At 34.9% G+C, this 17,659-nt stretch carries 16 protein-coding genes; 9 read left to right on the top strand and 7 right to left on the bottom strand.

The window, feature by feature from the left end; translation table 11 throughout:
- The first annotated feature begins 10 nt into the window (after nucleotides 1-10).
- Complete coding sequence (locus FN795_RS02080; protein ID WP_142449150.1) at nucleotides 11-1,018, top strand: FAD:protein FMN transferase; 1,008 nt, start codon at nucleotides 11-13, stop codon at nucleotides 1,016-1,018.
- A gap of 165 nt (nucleotides 1,019-1,183) precedes the next feature.
- Nucleotides 1,184-3,532 (top strand): mechanosensitive ion channel family protein, encoded by a 2,349-nt coding sequence (locus tag FN795_RS02085; protein WP_142449151.1) that lies wholly within the window; start codon nucleotides 1,184-1,186, stop codon nucleotides 3,530-3,532.
- Nucleotides 3,533-3,610: 78 nt separating this feature from the next.
- On the opposite strand, the gene FN795_RS02090 is transcribed toward FN795_RS02085, so the two are convergent.
- The 4 genes from FN795_RS02090 to FN795_RS02105 all read right to left on the bottom strand — a co-directional run bounded on the left by FN795_RS02090 (nucleotide 3,611) and on the right by FN795_RS02105 (nucleotide 9,986).
- Nucleotides 3,611-4,054 carry a hypothetical protein gene (locus FN795_RS02090; protein ID WP_142449152.1) on the bottom strand — a complete coding sequence of 148 codons (444 nt, stop codon included), beginning with the start codon at nucleotides 4,052-4,054 and terminating at the stop codon, nucleotides 3,611-3,613.
- Nucleotides 4,055-4,227: 173 nt separating this feature from the next.
- Nucleotides 4,228-5,634 (bottom strand): efflux transporter outer membrane subunit, encoded by a 1,407-nt coding sequence (locus tag FN795_RS02095; RefSeq protein WP_142449153.1) that lies wholly within the window; start codon nucleotides 5,632-5,634, stop codon nucleotides 4,228-4,230.
- Nucleotides 5,635-5,651: 17 nt separating this feature from the next.
- The gene (locus FN795_RS02100) at nucleotides 5,652-8,816 is read right to left on the bottom strand and encodes an efflux RND transporter permease subunit (RefSeq protein ID WP_142449154.1); all 3,165 of its coding nucleotides are present in this window, start codon (nucleotides 8,814-8,816) and stop codon (nucleotides 5,652-5,654) included.
- Between the two features lie 6 nt (nucleotides 8,817-8,822).
- A complete protein-coding gene (locus FN795_RS02105) occupies nucleotides 8,823-9,986 on the bottom strand; it encodes an efflux RND transporter periplasmic adaptor subunit (RefSeq protein WP_142449155.1) in 1,164 nt (387 codons plus the stop codon).
- 267 nt (nucleotides 9,987-10,253) lie between these two features.
- Between FN795_RS02105 and FN795_RS02110 the strand changes: the two genes are divergently transcribed.
- From FN795_RS02110 to FN795_RS02120, 3 genes are read left to right on the top strand one after another with little or no spacing between them, the layout of a single operon-like run.
- Nucleotides 10,254-11,297, top strand: coding sequence for a sensor histidine kinase (locus FN795_RS02110; RefSeq protein WP_142449156.1), 1,044 nt, complete (start codon nucleotides 10,254-10,256; stop codon nucleotides 11,295-11,297).
- Nucleotides 11,297-12,028: a LytR/AlgR family response regulator transcription factor gene (locus tag FN795_RS02115; RefSeq protein WP_142449157.1), complete on the top strand. Its 732-nt coding sequence runs from the start codon at nucleotides 11,297-11,299 to the stop codon at nucleotides 12,026-12,028. The genes FN795_RS02110 and FN795_RS02115 overlap by 1 nt, the downstream gene beginning before the upstream one ends.
- Nucleotides 12,029-12,047: 19 nt before the next feature.
- Nucleotides 12,048-12,341: a DUF3861 family protein gene (locus tag FN795_RS02120; protein WP_142449158.1), complete on the top strand. Its 294-nt coding sequence runs from the start codon at nucleotides 12,048-12,050 to the stop codon at nucleotides 12,339-12,341.
- Between the two features lie 59 nt (nucleotides 12,342-12,400).
- Here the strand turns inward: FN795_RS02120 and FN795_RS02125 are convergent, their stop codons facing one another.
- The 3 genes from FN795_RS02125 to FN795_RS02135 all read right to left on the bottom strand — a co-directional run bounded on the left by FN795_RS02125 (nucleotide 12,401) and on the right by FN795_RS02135 (nucleotide 13,910).
- Nucleotides 12,401-13,012 carry a thioredoxin family protein gene (locus tag FN795_RS02125; protein WP_142449159.1) on the bottom strand — a complete coding sequence of 204 codons (612 nt, stop codon included), beginning with the start codon at nucleotides 13,010-13,012 and terminating at the stop codon, nucleotides 12,401-12,403.
- A 3-nt stretch (nucleotides 13,013-13,015) separates the two neighbouring features.
- The gene (locus tag FN795_RS02130) at nucleotides 13,016-13,492 is read right to left on the bottom strand and encodes a TlpA family protein disulfide reductase (RefSeq protein ID WP_035644566.1); all 477 of its coding nucleotides are present in this window, start codon (nucleotides 13,490-13,492) and stop codon (nucleotides 13,016-13,018) included.
- Nucleotides 13,493-13,592: 100 nt separating this feature from the next.
- Nucleotides 13,593-13,910, bottom strand: coding sequence for a winged helix-turn-helix transcriptional regulator (locus FN795_RS02135; protein WP_142449160.1), 318 nt, complete (start codon nucleotides 13,908-13,910; stop codon nucleotides 13,593-13,595).
- A gap of 164 nt (nucleotides 13,911-14,074) precedes the next feature.
- On the opposite strand from FN795_RS02135, the gene FN795_RS02140 reads away from it, so the two are divergent.
- From FN795_RS02140 to FN795_RS02155, 4 genes are all read left to right on the top strand, one after another.
- Nucleotides 14,075-14,989, top strand: a complete 915-nt coding sequence (locus FN795_RS02140; RefSeq protein WP_142449161.1) for a DsbA family protein — start codon at nucleotides 14,075-14,077, stop codon at nucleotides 14,987-14,989.
- Nucleotides 14,990-15,159: 170 nt separating this feature from the next.
- Entirely contained in the window at nucleotides 15,160-15,996 is an 837-nt protein-coding gene (locus tag FN795_RS02145; protein ID WP_142449162.1) for a sulfite exporter TauE/SafE family protein, read from the top strand.
- A 4-nt stretch (nucleotides 15,997-16,000) separates the two neighbouring features.
- The gene (locus FN795_RS02150) at nucleotides 16,001-16,390 is read left to right on the top strand and encodes a DUF1634 domain-containing protein (protein ID WP_035645172.1); all 390 of its coding nucleotides are present in this window, start codon (nucleotides 16,001-16,003) and stop codon (nucleotides 16,388-16,390) included.
- 151 nt (nucleotides 16,391-16,541) lie between these two features.
- The gene (locus FN795_RS02155; protein ID WP_142449164.1) at nucleotides 16,542-17,564 is read left to right on the top strand and encodes an LLM class flavin-dependent oxidoreductase; all 1,023 of its coding nucleotides are present in this window, start codon (nucleotides 16,542-16,544) and stop codon (nucleotides 17,562-17,564) included.
- Nucleotides 17,565-17,659 lie beyond the last annotated feature (95 nt).

The raw sequence follows: 17,659 nt of genomic DNA on the forward strand, positions 1-17,659 counted from the left end.
AATTTATATCATGAAGCCGAAATTATTATATCGAATACTATTGCTTCTTGCAATTTTATGTTTCTTTTCAGGCAATGCTCAGGTTTTGCGAAAAAGAACTACTCTTTTAATGGGTGGGCGTTTCGATATTACAATTGTAGCAAATGATTCATTAACAGCAGAGCAAAATATTGATTTGGTGATTGCCGAAATCTCACGAATTGAAAATTTAATATCCGACTGGAAAGCAACTTCACAAGTTTCTGAAGTCAATCAAAATGCTGGAATAAAACCGATAAAAGTTGATAGAGAAGTTTTCGAACTTGCGCAAAGAGCCATTAAATTATCTAAAATAACGAACGGCGGATTTGATGTAAGTTTCGCAGCAATGGATAGAATCTGGAAATTCGATGGTTCCATGACTGAAATGCCTTCGGCGGAAGCCATAAAAAAATCAGTTGAGAAAGTGGGTTACAAAAACATTATTTTAGATAGCGTTCAATCGACAATTTTCCTGAAATTAAAAGGAATGAAAATTGGATTTGGCGCTTTGGGCGAGGGTTACGCAACTGATAAATGTCGCGCCATGATGCTTGCAAAAGGCATCAAAGCTGGAATTATAAACGGTTCGGGCGACATGAGTACATGGGGAAAACAACCAAACGGAATGCCTTGGAAAATTGGCATTACAAATCCGTTTAATCCTGAAAAACTTTTGGCTGTTGTTCCGCTTGAAGAACAAGCCGTTACTACTTCTGGCAGTTATGAAAAATTTGTTGTTTTTAACGGCAAAAGGTATTCGCATATTATTAATCCTGCAACGGGTTATCCAGTAACAGGTTTATGCAGTGTAACGGTTTTTGGACCAAATGCTGAAACTGCAAATGGCTTAAGTACTTCGCTGATGGTCTTAGGGCAAAAAGAAGGTTTAATTTTACTCGAAAAACACCCAGAATATTCTTGTTTGATGATTACGGATAAAGGAAAAGTTATTAAATCTAAAAACTTCAATATTAAACACTTTAAAGCAAAGTTTTAAATGCTTAAAAAAACAAATAGTATGGATGAATATACTTTTTCAAAGGTTTTCCTTTTTATTCTTTTAGATATTCTAAGTTATATTTCCTATAATATTTCGTTAATTACACCTTAGAAATAGGCAAAAAAAAATTAAATTTGAGAACCCAAATTTCATTCTTAAATTATGATTCTAAAAAAAAGTTACCTTTACTTATTCGCCTTATTTGCAATCTTGTTTTTTGGACCAATTGCCTACTCACAAACTGCTCCGCAAAAAAAAGAAAACCGCCCAAAATTATTTGAAAAAACCACAACCGACAGCGATTACCTGATGGCAATTGAAAAAGCTGGCGAGGTTATGGAATCTGCCTACAACGACGCCGATTTTGATGGTGAAACGCGTCATATATTTGGTGAAATCAAAAGAACGCAAAGCAAACTTGATCTTATTTTAACGAGTCTGAAAGGCGCAAATCCGAATGTGCGTAATCAGCAAATGTATCGTATTGTTCTGAAAGAGATTCAGCAAGAATTGGAAGACCAAAATACGGCTATCAATTCCCGAAATGCCAATCTCGAAAAAATCAAAAACAGGTTTGTCGATTTACACAAAGACAAAACTTTTATGGAACTCATAAAAGATACTGTTCGTCGTAAACAATTCAAAAAAGAGTTTGCCAACCTCAAAAAAAGATATCTGGCGACAGACAGTTTGATGTCTAAAAATCAAGGTATTTTAAACAACAAAAAAAGACTGACTGTAGAAAGAAAAATTGCGGTATCAAATGCCTTAATTGCGGTTGAAGATAAACTGGAACAATCCGGAATTAGTATTCTTAGAAAAGAATATCCGTTTTTATGGAGCACAAACGATTCTGTACCTAAAAAAGCCGTATCACAAAATATAAGAGCAAAAGTAATTATAGAAAAAAGCGTTGCCACTTATTATCTAAGTTACCGTGCTGGCGGATTAATTACACTGCTATTCTTTATGGGAATTTTGTTTTGGTACATTTCCCGTAATTTAAAATACTTAAAAGAAAACGGATATGTTGAAAACCTTAGTCATTTCAATTTTAATTACTTAAATCGAGGTGTTCTCATTCCCGTTCTTGTTATCGGGCTAAATATTGCCGTTGTAAGCAATTTGTATGCTCCTGCCCTGTTTTTAGAAATGCTTCAGCTTATTTTACTCGGAATTCTTACTGTACTATTTAAAAACAGATGGTCGGCACAATCAATGAAAAATTGGGCACTGCTTTTGGGTCTTTTCTTTACACTTTGTTTTCTGGATTTATTTATAGAAGTTGGATTTATCCAGCGTTGTGCTTTTATTGTAATTAATATTCTGGGAATACGATATGGTTTGGTGCAAATAAAAAGCATTAAAGATCAACTGTATATCAAAGGATTTTTTAAATGGGCAAGTATCCTTTTTATTGGTTTTAATGGTTTATCAATACTTTATAACATTTTTGGAAGAGTTTCTCTTTCAAATATGCTGACGCTTACCGCTTTTATTTCGCTTACGCAGATTATTGCCTTGAGTGTTTTATTGAAGATTATTCTTGAAATTATTCTGCTTCAAATATATACGACAAGAATTAAGCGCGGTTTAGAAAAGATTTTTGATTATGAAAGTTTATCCGATACCTTAAAAAAGCCTTTTATAATAGTAATCAGTTATATGTGGCTTGTGGTAATTGCTTCTAATTTAAATATTTGGGAATCACTTCGTACTTCTTTAGGAAACTTACTAAGTCATCCAAACACTATCGGAAGTATTACTTTTACTTTGGGAAATATTGTTTTGTTTTTTATCATTATTTGGATTGCGCATCTTCTTCAAAAGTATGTAGCTTACTTTTTTGGTGAAATCGATGATGAAAACGAAGAAAACGTCAACAAAAGACAACATTCTAAGTTATTAATTACCAGACTTATTGTTTTGATTGCAGGTTATCTTTTGGCCGTAGCAGCTTCAGGAATGCCATTGGATAAACTAAGTATTCTGTTGGGTGCACTTGGAGTTGGTGTCGGACTTGGACTTCAAAATGTGGTAAATAATTTTGTATCGGGTGTAATTTTAATTTTCGATAAACCAATTCAGATTGGAGATGTTATCGAAATTAGTTCAGAATCCGGCCGAGTGAAATCGATGGGTTTAAGAACGACAAAAATCAATGCGCCAAATGGTGCTGAAATCATTATTCCGAATGGAAATTTATTGTCTCAAAACATTACAAACTGGACGTATACAGACAATTTTAAACTTGTCGAAGTTGCAATCGAAATCAATGGTGACACTACTCCAGATGCTATAAACGAAATTGTAATGCAGGCACTTGAAAGTTTACCGTTAATTAATCTGGAAAAAGCACCTCAACTATTCTACACCGCAATTTCAGACGGGAAATATAAACTGTTGATTAAATTCTGGTGCAGCATTTACCGTACCGAAGAAACAATAAGCAGTGCGCGTCAGGTTTTGTTCAGCAATTTTAAAGCTAAAGGGTTAACTTTTTCTACTTAAAACTTTAAAATAAAACACATTAAAATCAAAAAACGTCCCGAAACTCGGGACGTTTTTCTTTGTCATGTTTAAATTTGATTAATGGTGATCGTGGTTTTTATCTGAATGTTTGTCGTTTCCTTTATGTTTTCCGTTATTATGTTTTTCAGGTTTTTCACCTCTGTTTTTCTGAGGTTTTCCATGATATCCTTTTGGATATTCTGCTCTGTGTTTAGTATGATATGTGTAAGGAGCATCTCCTCTGTAATCATTCAAAACCACTTTATAACCTGAATAAAGATCATAATTTCTGTATCTATCCGGAAGTCTTTTTGCGCGTACCCATCTTCCATTATTATCAGAAATAAATACACTTTGGTTTATATCATAATAAACATCAATATCTGGCAAATAATAATATCTGCTATTGTCATAACCAACCGGTCCCCAATTTGGAGGTGTTCCAATATTTACATTAACTGAAACCTGTGCCTGAGCAAAAACACTTGTAAAAAGCATTAAGGCGAATACTAACTTTTTCATCTTTTTTTAATTTTAAATATTAATTACAGTAAATAGTAATCTAAAGTAATGCCAAATATGCTTTTTTCCGCATCCATTATACAAAACCACCAAACTAATCGACGAAAAAAGCTTCTCAACCGACGTACATTCTAAAAAAAACATCTCAGAATTTGAGATGTTTTTTCAACGTTTTACTTCCAGCCGCCACCTAAAGCTCGGTATAAATCAACAACAGCCTGCAGTTTTTGCAGATTATCATTAACACCGCTCAATTGCGCTGCCAAAAGGTTTTGTTCCGATGTTAAAACATCTGTATAATTGGTAGCAGAACTGTATTCCAACAACTGTTTTGTATAATCTACCGCTTTTATTAAAGCTTCAATTTGTTTGGTTCTTGAATCTTCTTTTTCGGCCGCCATTTGATACGTGTACAACGCATTCGAAACTTCCTGACCAGCAGTTAAAAGACTTTGTTGAAAATTATTAAAAGCCTGTACTTGCTGAGACTGCGCTGTTGTCAATCTCATTTTATTAACGCCTTGATTAAAGATCGGCTGTGTCAATCCACCTATTAAAGAGTAAAATACTGAATTGGCAAAGAAATCTTTTAATTCTAAATTTGAAAAACCGCCGCTCGCTGTAAGCGTCAAACTCGGATAAAAATAGGTTTTGGCCATATTCGTCATTTCAAAAGCAGTTCTGAAATTGAATTCTGCCTGACGAACATCTGGACGATTCTCTAATAATTGTGAAGGTAATCCTAAAGCCAGTTTTTCAGGAACAATCTGTGATCCTAATTCTCCTCTATCAATTGGTCCTGGCGCTTGTCCTAACAAAATATTTATTGCATTTTCAGTCTCGCGGATACTTTGTTTTAAATCTGGAATCAAAACCTCAGCCGCATGCTGATTGGCTTCACTTTGTACCACAGCTGCGCCTGTAACAATTGCTCCTTCTTTTAAATCTTTGATTGTCTGAACGTTTTTGATTCGGCTTTCCAAGGTTTCCTGAGTTATCGCCAATTGTTTGTCGTAAGCTAATAATCTGAAATAGTTATTGGCAATATCAGCAATCAACTGTGTTTGAACTGCCTGTTTCGCTGCATCTGAAGCTAAATATGTTGCCAATGCAGCTCTTTTTTTACTGCTTAATTTTCCCCAGATATCAGCTTCCCAAGAAGTGCTTAAACCTAATTTATACGTTGTTGTTAATGTATTGATATTAATTCCTGCCGGAAAATTAAGTCCTGCTTCAGATTGTTTGGTATGCGTTGCATTTGCATCCAATTGCAAAGTTGGATAATACGCTAATTTACTCTGACGCAGCGAAGCATTTGCCTGCACAATATTTTCAATTGCATTTTTCAGATTCAAGTTTTGATCAAGTCCTTTCTGAATCAGTGCATTTAGTTTTTCATCTTTAAAAACACTTTGCCACGGCATATCAGCAATCGTAGTCGAATCGGCAGAAGTCTGATCACGATAGAGTTTATCTGTCGATAATGTTGCGGGGCGTTCGTACTTTTTGGTAACAGAGCACGCACTTAAAAGTGCAGCTGTCATTACCAGTAAAATATATTTATTTGAACTATTTGTCATTTCTTTTGAATTAAATTTTATGCTTTATGAGCTTCTAATAAATGATCTTCGTCATCATCGTCATCATCATAACTTTCCTTTGCCGGACCGCTTACTTTTTCTTGTAATGTCTGGAAAATGATAAATAAAACCGGAATCACAAAAACTCCTAAAATGGTTCCAATCAACATTCCGCCAACCGCTCCTGTACCAATTGATTTGTTACCTACCGCTCCAGCTCCAGTTGCGAACATTAACGGAACAAGTCCGAGGATAAAAGCGAACGAAGTCATCAAAATTGGTCGCAAACGTGCTACGGCTCCTTCAATTGCGGCCTGAACAATTGGCAAACCTTTTCGCCTTCTGTCCAAAGCAAATTCGACAATCAAAATACCGTTTTTGGCTAAAAGTCCAATCAACATGATTAAGGAAATCTGCAAATAAATATTACTGTTCAGTTTGAAAATAATCGAGAATAAATAAGCTCCAGCCAATCCAAACGGAATTGATAATAATACTGCGAATGGCAAAATATAACTTTCATATTGCGCACTCAATAAGAAATAAACGAAAACCAAACACAATACGAAAATGAAAATCGTTTCACTTCCTGAAGCTAATTCTTCACGTGTTAATCCTGAAAATTCATATCCATAACCTGCAGGAAGATTTTCGGCAGCAACTTCCTGAATTGCTTTAATAGCATCTCCTGAACTATAACCCGGTTTTGGCGCTCCTGTGATCGAAATGGACGTAAACAAGTTGAATCTTGAAATCGATTCGGGGCCAAAAACTCTCGTCATATTAACAAACTCTGTAATTGGCGCCATTGTTCCGGCGTTATTACGGACGAAGATTTTATTCAAACCTTCCGTATTTGTTCTAAATTCTGGAGAAGCCTGAATCATAACACGATATTGTTTTCCGAATTTATTGAAATTCGAAGCATACAATCCACCATAATAACCTTGCATCGTCGACAGAATCGTGTTTATAGAAACTCCTGCATCTTTGGCTTTCGCCAAATTAATATCCATCATATATTGAGGGAAACCCGGATTAAAAGGCGTTGTCGCGTATTGAATTTCTGGACGTTCTGATAATTTTGCTAAAAATTCATTATTGACTTTATAGAATTCAGCAGTCGTATGTCCTCCTTTATCCTGTAATTGGAATTCAAATCCACCACTTTGTCCAAAACCTTGAATCGTTGGAGGCGAAATGAAGAATATATTAGCTTCACGAATACCGCTTGTTTTCGCAAAAAGTTGTCCGATTACATCATCAACGCTTAAATCACGTTCATCCCAAGGTTTCAATTTCACAATAACCATACTGTAGGCACTTCCCGCACCTGCTGTAAAGTTTTGTCCAACAATTCGAAGTGTATTTTTTACTCCCGGAATCGTCTTTGCAATACTATCAACACGTTTCGCGATAATATCAGAACGCTCCATAGAAGCTGATGGTGGCAAACTAATATTAGCAAAAACAGTTCCCTGATCTTCCGAAGGAACGAAAGCCGATGGCGTGGTTTTCATCATATAAACTAATGCCAAACCAGCAATCACAATCGATGCCAATGCAATCCATTTTTTGACAGAAAGAAAACGCACCGAACGTTTGTATCGTTCTGTTACATTATCAAATGCAACGTTAAATGAAGTGTAAAAACGCTGTAAATAACTTTTATGTTTATGATCATCTGCATGTGGTTTAAGCAAAAGTGCACATAATGCCGGACTCAGCGTCAAGGCGTTTACGGCCGAAAGGATAATGGCCACAGCCAATGTAATACCAAATTGTTTGTAGAAAACCCCTGTTGATCCATTAATGAAAGTTACCGGAATAAATACCGCCGCCATTACCAAAGTAATTGAGATAATTGCTCCAGAAATTTCGTCCATTGCGTGAATAGTCGCTTTTTTGGCCGATTTATATCCGTGATCGAGCTTCGCGTGGACGGCCTCAACAACCACAATTGCATCATCGACGACAATACCAATAGCAAGAACCATCGCAAAAAGCGTCAATAAGTTGATTGTAAACCCGAATAAATTCAAGAAGAAAAATGTTCCCACAATCGCAACTGGAACCGCAATCGCCGGAATTAAAGTCGATCTAAAATCCTGAAGGAAAATAAATACTACGATGAAAACTAATATAAAAGCTTCAATCAAAGTATGGATTACTTTCTCTATCGAAGCATCCAAATTTTCGTTGACATCTACCATAATGGTATATTTCATTCCTTTTGGAAAACTCTTTGCCGCTTCTTCAATTAACTTTTTAGAATTGATAATTACATCACGTGCATTTGAACCCGGAGTTTGACTGATTGCCATTGCTGCCGATTCTACACCATTTGTTTTAATTGTTGAAGAATAACTTAACGATCCTAACTCGACTTTAGCTACATCTTTAAGTCGTAACATTTGTCCGTTCCCAACAGATTTGATAATTATATTTTCAAATTCCTGAGCACTGGTTAAACGTCCTTTGTATTTAATTACATATTGAAATGCCTGATTTCCGTTTTCACCAAATTTACCTGGCGCCGCTTCGATATTCTGCTCTGCCAAAGCTGCTGAAATGTCACTCGGAATCAATTTATATTGCTGCATAACATCTGGTTTCAGCCAGATTCTCATCGAATAATCTTTTGCACCAAAAACGGTTACATCTCCAACTCCAACGACACGTTGAATTTGAGGAACCAAATTGATCTTCGCATAATTTTGAAGAAAAGTCTGATCATAAGCTTTATCATCACTGTATAAAGAGAAAATCAGCAAGTTACTGCTCTGACTTTTAGTTACTGTAACACCTGCCTGAGTTACTTCAACAGGCAATAAACTTGTCGCTCTCGAAACTCTGTTCTGAACGTTTACCGCAGCTAAATCTGGATTTGTACCTACTTTAAAGAAAATTTTGATCGAAGCATTTCCATCATTTGTGGCTGTAGAAGTCATGTAGGTCATGTTTTCTACACCATTAATTTGCTCTTCCAATGGAATTACGATACTTTTCAGTACCACATCGGCATTGGCACCTGTATAACTCGCCGAAACATTTACTGTTGGCGGTGCAATATCCGGATATTGAGATATAGGCAACTCAATTAATCCTAAAACACCCAAAATAACAATAATAACAGATATTACTGTTGAGAGTACAGGTCGTTGTATGAATTTTTTAAACATTTGTTTTTATTTTAAATCGGCGTAAACTTTATCTGAAGATTGATTTTGGCTTTTAATTTCTGTTCCGTCTTTAAGTGTTGCTACTCCTTCCAGAACAATTTGATCTCCTGCCTGCAAACCGCTTGTTACCACATAATAATTTCCTGCACTGTTATCTAAAATGGTAATATTGGTACTTTTTGTTTTGCCATCTTTTCCAACAGTTACTGCAAATATTTTATCCTGAAGTTCATAAGTTGCACTCTGCGGAATAATTAGCGCCTCTTTTACTTCATTCGGAATTCGAACAGTGGTACTGCTTCCACTTCTAATAACACTTTTTGGATTTGCAAAACGTGCTCTGAAAGTAACCGAACCCGTTTCAGTATTAATTAATCCGTTAACGGTTTCAACTCGGCCTTTTTCTGAATAAGGTGTTCCGTCAGAAAGCACTAATGAAACTGCAGGCATATTTTGGATTTTTTGTGCCAATGTTGTACCCGGTGTTTTGCTTTCTGTAAAATCTAAAAGTTTTTTTTCATTGATAGCAAAATAAGCATAAACATTTCCGATGCTAGAAACCGTAGTCAAAGGATCTGCGGTATTTGAACTTACCAAACTTCCTAAACGAAACGGTATTGAACCTACAACTCCATTCACCGGACTTGTTACAGTAGTATAACCTAAATTAGTTTTAGCATTAACTAAAGCTGCATTCGCCTGAGCCAACGTTGCCATAGCCGATTCATAAGTATATTGTGCTGATTCTAAATCGTATTTACTTATAATTCCTTTTTCAACTAAAGGCCTCACTTTATTCACCGCCAGTTTTGCAGCACTTACTTCTGCCTGAGCGCTTTTAATGCTGGCACTTGCGGTGCGAACTTGTTGCTCATATTCTGGCGCACTAATTTTAAACAATGGCTGTCCTACTTTTACAACAGCGCCTTCATCGACAAAAATTTTATCAATATAACCTTCAACTCTAGGACGAATTTCAATATTTTGTTGTCCTTGAATACTCGCAGGATAATCGCTGTATAATGTTGCAGATTCTGGCTGCAATGTCAGCGTTTTATACTCTTTTACCTGTGGCGCAGCGCCGGCCTGAGCCGATTTGTCATCTTTCTTACCGCAAGAGGCGATAATAACTGAGGCCGCGAAAATGCTTAAAAACGATTGCTTATTCATTGTGAAAATGTGTAATTATCTATTTATTAATAAGCAAAAGAACTAAAATTGAATGCGCAAAATTTTTCAAATAGACGAAGAGCAAAAGACAATCGATAGAAATAGCCTGACACCCGACGGATTTTTTTCAGAATTAAACAAGCGTTTAATTTTTAGGCTCGTCGGCTGGAAAATGGTTTTTAATGGCTGTAAATGTATTTTGGGCGATTGGTTCTCAATCATATTCAAATAAAATGTAATATTGTCTTTAAAAAATCATAACTTACAATGGCTTCAAACATCTACAGACCTTATTTATTTATCGGACTGCACATTCTCGGGTGGCTTTTGTTGGGCTTTATCATGCTGTTTTACATCCCTTTAACATGGAATGTAATTCTTCCTGGCGTATTTTGGCTTTGGCAGATCATTGTATTGTTTTTGTTAATGGTCATTTTTTATACTAATGCCAAAATCATAGTTCCAAAAACCATTATTAAAGACAATACATCGCCGTTTTTACTATGGGCATTTCTTTCCATTTTTGCTATGCAGTTTATTGCTTTTTTATATACTTCAGAAACAGATCTTCATAATAAAATCAGCTTAGTTTTAGGTTTTAAAAAATATAAAAATCCCTATTTTGATAATTATGTCCTTACACTGACCTTATTAGTTTTAGGAATTAGTACCAGCTGGGCAATGCTTCAATATTGGCAAAAAGCGGCACAACACAAACAAAAATTGGAACAGGATAAAACCATGGCCGAATTAGCAATGTTGAAGGCACAAATTAATCCGCACTTTTTTTTCAATTCGCTAAATAGTATTTATTCGCTTACTTATACTGATATTGAAGATTCAAGAAATGCACTTCATACTTTAAGCCGAATGATGCGTTACTTGCTTTACAGCACAGAAGAAACAACTTCTTTATTGAAAGAAGCCGAGTTTATGAAAGATTTCATAGCGCTGATGAAACTTCGGGCAAACAGCAAATTGACGATTATTACTGATATTCCTGAAAAATTACACGATTATCCGATTGTTCCAATGTTATTGCTTCCTTTGGTAGAAAATGCTTTTAAACACGGAATTCACGCCACAGATAAAAGCGAGATTTACATTAAGCTAAGACAAAACGGAAGCGATCTTGATTTTGAAGTAGAAAACACTTATTTCGAAAAATCGGGAACAGCGGTCGAAGGCGGAATTGGTTTAACCAATACAAAAAGAAGACTCCATTTGATATATCCGAATAAACATAGTTTGAAGGCCGGTGTTGCTGAAAATGGAAAATACAATGTAAAACTGCATCTAAATTTAGAATAATGATGATATTAAAATGTATAGCAGTTGACGATGAGCCACTGGCATTAAAACTTGTGGAAACCTTTATCCAACAAACGCCTTTTCTGGAATTGGCAGCAAGTTGCGATAATGCTGTCGAAGCAATGGGATTAATTAGAGAAAAACAGCCTGATATTGTCTTTTTAGATATCAATATGCCTAATTTAACGGGCATGGAACTTGCCCGACTTTTGCAGGATACTCCGGGATTAATGCCTAAAATAGTTTTTACAACCGCTTATAATCATTATGCTATTGAAGGTTATAAAGTAAATGCTGTCGATTATCTTTTAAAACCTTTTAGTTATGAAGAATTTCTGCGTGCCGCCAATAAAATTTTGCAAATAACCGAAGAATCTTCAAATAACTTTCAGCCTATTACAGCTGATGATGAATTTATATTCCTGAAAGTAGAATATAATTGGGTCAGAATTTCTTTAAAAGATATTTTATATATCGAAAGTTTGAAAGATTATGTAAAAGTGCATCTAGACGATTCTCAAAAAACGGTTCTTTCCTTGATTTCCTTAAAAGCTTTAGAAGAAAAATTGCCGTCGTCAAAATTTATGCGAATTCATCGTTCGTTTATTGTTTCGCTTGACAAAATAAGCGCCATCAGCAAGCATTCTGTTTTTATTGGAAAAACCGAAATCTCAGTGGGAGAACAATACAAAGAGCCATTCAAAACCATCGTTGACAAATGGTTAAAATAAAATAGATTTTTAAATTATCATGGAAAAAAGATCAAACAAATATTATTTAACATTAAGCTTAAAAGAGTACGCAAACGGTGAAACTAAACCTGCAAAAGAACTCGGAATTGAATTTTCAAATCACGATGAGATTTTTGGCATCATTCAAAAAATGAAAGATAAAAACTTATTTGATGATCCGTCTGAAGCAACTCAGTTTGCAATCGGACTAAAATTATTCAGTGAAATCAAATTAAAATATCGTAAAAACCCTTTATTTGATGAATTAAACGAAGTTTTTCCGGTTTTTATGAAGAAACTGAAAAGCTTATAAAAACAAAAAAACGCCTCAATAATTGAGGCGTTTTTCATTTAACAAATTAAGATTCTAAATTAAGCTTTCGCTTTTCTTTTTACCGTACAGCCAATTTCTTTAGTCTGAGTAACTGCAGGTTTTTTATTGCTTTGTAAAGCTGCAATTGCATCTTCGGCATATTTAGTTTTTTCGGTTTTTGTTCCTTCTGGGTCATTATCGATTGCTCCAACATATTCAATAACATTTCCTTTTGCAGTTTTAGATACAATAAAAATATGTGGTGTATGTTTTGCGCCATATTGATCTGTAACTACTTGTCCTGCATCGAATAAATATGGGAAAGGATAGCTTTTATCTTTTGCTAAATCCTGCATTTTATTAAAAGCATCTGCTTTTGAAGCTTCAGGATCATTTGGGTTAATTGCAATTACTGGATATCCCTGAGGTCTGAATTTTTTATCCAAATCAATAATGCGCTGCTCATAAGCAACTGCGTATGGACATGTATTACATGTAAAAACGACAATAAATCCTTTTGCTTTAGGAAAACTTGCAAAAGAAACTTCTTTATTGTCAACATTTTTAAGTTTAAAATCTGGTGCTGGATCGCCTGCTTTCAGTGTTGCTGTCTGCGCCTGCGATAACCAGGCTGTAAATACTAATACTAATAAAGTGATAATCTTTTTCATAATTTATAGTTTTTTATATTCAGTTAATAGTTGTTCGTATGTTAATTCGGTTTCAACAAATTTCCGTTTATCGTCTTTAATGAAAAGTGTTGCCGGAATACTTCCTGACCATGAAGGATCGATTCGGTCAATATATTCCTGCGGACTGCTTTCGTTTAATAAAAATACTTGATTTTGAAGGTTTTTTCGTTTGACGAATGGAATCACAGCCGAATTTAATTTGGATTTAAAATCAACACTTACCAATAAAACAGCCAGTTTCTCTGATTTAAATTCGGACTGAAGTTTTTCAAAATGAGGTAATTCCTTAACGCAGGGCGCACACCAAGTTGCCCAGAAATTAACTACATAAGTGCTGTCTTTTCCGTTTTTAATTCGTTCATGAAGTTGGTCAACCGTAATAAGTTTTACGTTTTGACCATAAGAAACTGTCGATAAAACGACCAATAAAAAGAGGCTTAAAAAAGGCTTTGCTTTCATAAAAAACAGTTCTTTAGATTTAATTTGTTCTCTTACAAATATAAACTAATGAAAACTTACTTTTTGTTAATGAAAATTTAATGAATGTAAATGCTGAAAATTATTTTTCAAAAAAAGATTCTAATTGTCTAAAAACCGGAATTAAAGATTTTCCTTTCTCTGATAAATTATATTCAATATGAAGCGGTTTTAATTTGATAACTTCCTTATCCAAAAGTCCAAATTCTTCGAGTTCACGCAGTGCCACCGCAATTGATTGTTTGTTAGAGCCTTTCATATCTCTTAAAAGTCCGTTGAAACGTATTGGTCCATCAACCGCTAATAAAAATATCTGAGGTTTCCATTTGCCTGATAATAATTTTAGAAGCCCTTCTGCAGGACAACCGCTTTCTTTTTCTTCTTTATTTTCTGTAGTCATATTTTTTTGACTAATTGACTTTTGATTAAACACTAGCGAACTTTGTCATAAAAATATGAAAATTTAAAAGCTGAACGCTAATTTTTCAACCCGTTTTTATGAAAATAGGACTATTATTAATCCTGATCTGCAGTTTAAACTGTAAATCGCAAACGAATTTAAAAATGACAGAAAATAATTCAAATCCGTTATTGTGTAATCCCGTAACTGGAACATGTGAAATGCCTTCTACCGAAAAATCAAATGAAACAGCCGTTATTCAAACAGAAAATAAACCCGTTAAAATAATTTATTACACTGATCCGATTTGTTCTTCTTGCTGGGGAATTGAACCTCAACTAAGAAAACTCAAACTTGAATATGGTGATTATTTTGAAATTGATTACCGTATGGGTGGCCTGCTTCCGGATTGGAGTTATAATAGAGGAGGAATCAGCAAACCGTCAGATGTGGCACATCATTGGGACGAAGCAAGTTTGCATTATGAAATGCCAATTGATGGAGATGTCTGGCTCGAAGATCCGCTGGATTCTTCCTATCCTTCTTGTATTGCAATGAAAGCAGCTCAAATGCAAAACAAAGAAAAAGCAGTTCATTTCATGCGTATACTTCGTGAGAAATTATATTTAGAAAAGAAAAACATTGCCAAATGGAACAACATTGAAGAAGCTGCAAAATTGGCAAATCTTAACATCGAAAAACTGAAAGCAGATTATGACGATGCCGAAGAACTTTTTCAAAAAGATTTAGATTATGGAAAAAAACTTGGTGTAAGAGGTTTTCCAACATTTTTCTTTGCTGATAAAAATGACAATCGATTTGTCGTTTATGGCTCAAAATCTTATGAAGCTTATGAAAATGCTTTATTAGCTATATTTCCAGAAGCAAAGAAGAAACCAATTCCAAATGAAAACCCTTTATCGCTTTTTGATATTTACCCCACATTAACCCCAAAAGAATATGCTGTCATTTTAAATAAATCTTATTTTGATGCCAGAATGATTCTTGGAAAATTGCATGAAAAAGGTGAACTGGACAAAATATCTACAAAAAATGGATCGATATATATCAAAAAATAAAACTTCTTTAAAGCCACAAAAAAATCTTTGTGGCTTTTTTTGTTGTCTTAAAAAGTTATTTTAAATGCTTCTGTAAAAAACGTTTTCGCTTTTTTAAGGATTTTTTAAGCTCCTAAAAATTCCTTCGCCAAATATCAATTCGTAAATTAGCCAAAACAAAATTTATTCGAATGACAGTACTTACGTTTACGCTGATTATGATTCTTGGTGCTTTTTTAGCAGGTTTTATTGGTTCATTATCAGGATTGGGAGGCGGTATCATTATTATTCCACTTTTAACTGTCATTTTAGGCGTTGATATTCATTATGCAATTGGAGCCGCTTTGGTTTCGGTAATTGCAACTTCTTCGGGTTCTGCGGCAGCGTATGTAAAAGAAGGAATTACAAACATGCGATTGGGAATTTTTCTTGAAATCGCCACAACAATTGGCGCTGTTGGCGGTGCGTTGCTTTCAGCTATTGCTCCTACTTCTTTTATTGCCGTTCTATTCGGACTTACTTTGATTTTCTCAGCAATAAATTCGCTTCGAAAAAAAGAAGAACATATTGTTTTAGAGTCGAGTCCTTTGGCAAAAAAATTAAAATTAGATGGGACTTATCCAACACACGACGGCGAAGTGGTAAGCTATGGTACCAAAAATGTAATTGGCGGTTTTAGCATGATGGGACTTGCCGGAATGATGTCAGGCTTGCTCGGAATTGGATCTGGCGCTTTTAAAGTAATTGCAATGGATAATATTATGCGAATTCCATTTAAAGTTTCGACAACAACCAGTAATTTTATGATGGGTGTTACCGCAATGGCGAGTTCTGTAATTTATATTCAAAAAGGATATATTGAACCGGGAATTTGTATGCCTGTTGTGATTGGCGTTCTTTTTGGCGCCATGGCCGGAGCCAAAGTATTAGTGCGAACAAACCCTAAAAAACTAAGAATATTTTTTGCCTGCTTAATTTTTGTTTTAGCAATTAATATGATTTATAACGGACTAAATGGAAAAATCTAAAAGTATGCAGCACGAAAAATTTGGAGAAAAAGATTTTCAGGCTATTGTTGGAAATTTATTGCGATATGGCGTCTGGATTTCACTTTCAGTAGCTTTTATAGGCGGAATTGTTTATTTGATGCATCACGGAAATGATATTGAAGATTATTCTGTTTTCAAAGAAAATGACCGAAATATATTTGAAGTAATTGCCGATGTTTATCGTGGCGTAATTCAGGGAAATGGTGAATTTTTGATTTTCTTCGGAATTATATTATTGTTTCTGACGCCTGTTTTCAGGGTTTTACTTTCATTATTCTCTTTTCTTATTGAAAGGGATTATCTTTATGTTGTTATTACACTGATTGTTATTTTAATTATTATAACCAGTATTTCATTTGGATTTTCTCATTAAATAGCTGTATACTTTAAGCTGTAAGCTATAGGCTTTCAAAAAAGCTTAAAGTTTATTGCCTAAAGCTTAAAGCAAAAAAATAATTGCTAAAGGTTATCGGTTTTAAAAAAAAGCTTAAAGCCTATCGCCTAAAGCCTAAAGCTCAAAAAATATGGAAATAGGAATTGACAGTTTTGCTTCGGCAATGTACGGAGACAACAACACTTTGAGCAGTGTTGATGCGATGGAACAATTACTTCAAAGAATTGAACTTGCAGATCAGGCAGGTTTGGATGTTTTCGGAATTGGGGAACATCATAAAAAAGAATTTTTAGATTCGGCTACAGTTGTGATATTAAGCGCAGCCGCGGCAAGAACAAAAAATATACGTTTATCGAGTGCGGTTTCGGTTTTAAGTGCTGCAGATCCTGTTAGAGTTTATCAAAGTTTTGCAACATTGGATTTAATTTCTAAAGGAAGAGCCGAAATTGTTGCTGGGCGAGGCTCTTCTATCGAAGCTTATCCCCTTTTCGGATTTGACTTAAACGATTATGATGCACTTTTCAAGGAAAAATTAGATCTTTTTTTACAAATCAGAGATAATGAATTTGTTACTTGGTCAGGGAAATTTCGTCCCGCTATAAATAATCTTCCGGTTTATCCGAGAGCTTTGCAGGAAAAATTACCTGTTTGGCTGGGCGTTGGCGGAACTCCGGAATCTTTTATAAGAGCAGGGAGTTTAGGATTACCTTTAATGGTTGCCGTCATTGGTGGACAAACACATCGTTTTCGTCCATTGATTGATTTATATCGCGAAGCTGGAAAAGCCGCAGGTTATAAACCTGAAGAACTTAAAGTAGGATTACATTCTCCCGGTTATGTTGGGAATACAACCGAAAAAGCCATCGAAGAATATTATCCAGGCTACGCCGAATTGTGGACAAAATTAGGTTATGAAAGAGGTTGGCCTCCAGTGACCAAAGGAAAATTTGACGGACTTATTGATGATTTAGGCGTTTTGATTGTTGGTGGTCCTGAACGTGCAGCTGAGAAAATCCTAAGACACAGCGAAGCTTTAGGAGGCGTTGACCGATTTACTTTTCAAATGGATAACGCCGGATTGACGCACACTCAATTAATGAATGCGATAGAATTAATTGGAACAAAATTGATTCCATTAATTCAAAAAGGATAGTTTTTAGCCACAGATTACACAAATTAAAAGTTTTTTTTTAAACTTAGAACCTCAGAATCTTAGCAACTTAGTAGCTTAAAAAAAGCATCTGCCAA

Source organism: Flavobacterium resistens (assembly GCF_900182645.1).
GTDB lineage: Bacteria > Bacteroidota > Bacteroidia > Flavobacteriales > Flavobacteriaceae > Flavobacterium > Flavobacterium resistens.

What these genes read in the sequence shown, in the direction of transcription:
- FN795_RS02105 (WP_142449155.1), bottom strand. Translation starts at nt 9,986, where the DNA reads ATGAATAAGCAATCGTTTTTAAGCATTTTCGCGGCCTCAGTTATTATC.
- FN795_RS02145 (WP_142449162.1), top strand. Translation starts at nt 15,160, where the DNA reads ATGACAGTACTTACGTTTACGCTGATTATGATTCTTGGTGCTTTTTTA.
- FN795_RS02090 (WP_142449152.1), bottom strand. Translation starts at nt 4,054, where the DNA reads ATGAAAAAGTTAGTATTCGCCTTAATGCTTTTTACAAGTGTTTTTGCT.
- FN795_RS02110 (WP_142449156.1), top strand. Translation starts at nt 10,254, where the DNA reads ATGGCTTCAAACATCTACAGACCTTATTTATTTATCGGACTGCACATT.
- FN795_RS02095 (WP_142449153.1), bottom strand. Translation starts at nt 5,634, where the DNA reads ATGACAAATAGTTCAAATAAATATATTTTACTGGTAATGACAGCTGCA.
- FN795_RS02125 (WP_142449159.1), bottom strand. Translation starts at nt 13,012, where the DNA reads ATGAAAAAGATTATCACTTTATTAGTATTAGTATTTACAGCCTGGTTA.
- FN795_RS02155 (WP_142449164.1), top strand. Translation starts at nt 16,542, where the DNA reads ATGGAAATAGGAATTGACAGTTTTGCTTCGGCAATGTACGGAGACAAC.
- FN795_RS02080 (WP_142449150.1), top strand. Translation starts at nt 11, where the DNA reads ATGAAGCCGAAATTATTATATCGAATACTATTGCTTCTTGCAATTTTA.
- FN795_RS02120 (WP_142449158.1), top strand. Translation starts at nt 12,048, where the DNA reads ATGGAAAAAAGATCAAACAAATATTATTTAACATTAAGCTTAAAAGAG.
- FN795_RS02140 (WP_142449161.1), top strand. Translation starts at nt 14,075, where the DNA reads ATGACAGAAAATAATTCAAATCCGTTATTGTGTAATCCCGTAACTGGA.
- FN795_RS02085 (WP_142449151.1), top strand. Translation starts at nt 1,184, where the DNA reads ATGATTCTAAAAAAAAGTTACCTTTACTTATTCGCCTTATTTGCAATC.
- FN795_RS02100 (WP_142449154.1), bottom strand. Translation starts at nt 8,816, where the DNA reads ATGTTTAAAAAATTCATACAACGACCTGTACTCTCAACAGTAATATCT.
- FN795_RS02130 (WP_035644566.1), bottom strand. Translation starts at nt 13,492, where the DNA reads ATGAAAGCAAAGCCTTTTTTAAGCCTCTTTTTATTGGTCGTTTTATCG.
- FN795_RS02115 (WP_142449157.1), top strand. Translation starts at nt 11,297, where the DNA reads ATGATGATATTAAAATGTATAGCAGTTGACGATGAGCCACTGGCATTA.
- FN795_RS02150 (WP_035645172.1), top strand. Translation starts at nt 16,001, where the DNA reads ATGCAGCACGAAAAATTTGGAGAAAAAGATTTTCAGGCTATTGTTGGA.
- FN795_RS02135 (WP_142449160.1), bottom strand. Translation starts at nt 13,910, where the DNA reads ATGACTACAGAAAATAAAGAAGAAAAAGAAAGCGGTTGTCCTGCAGAA.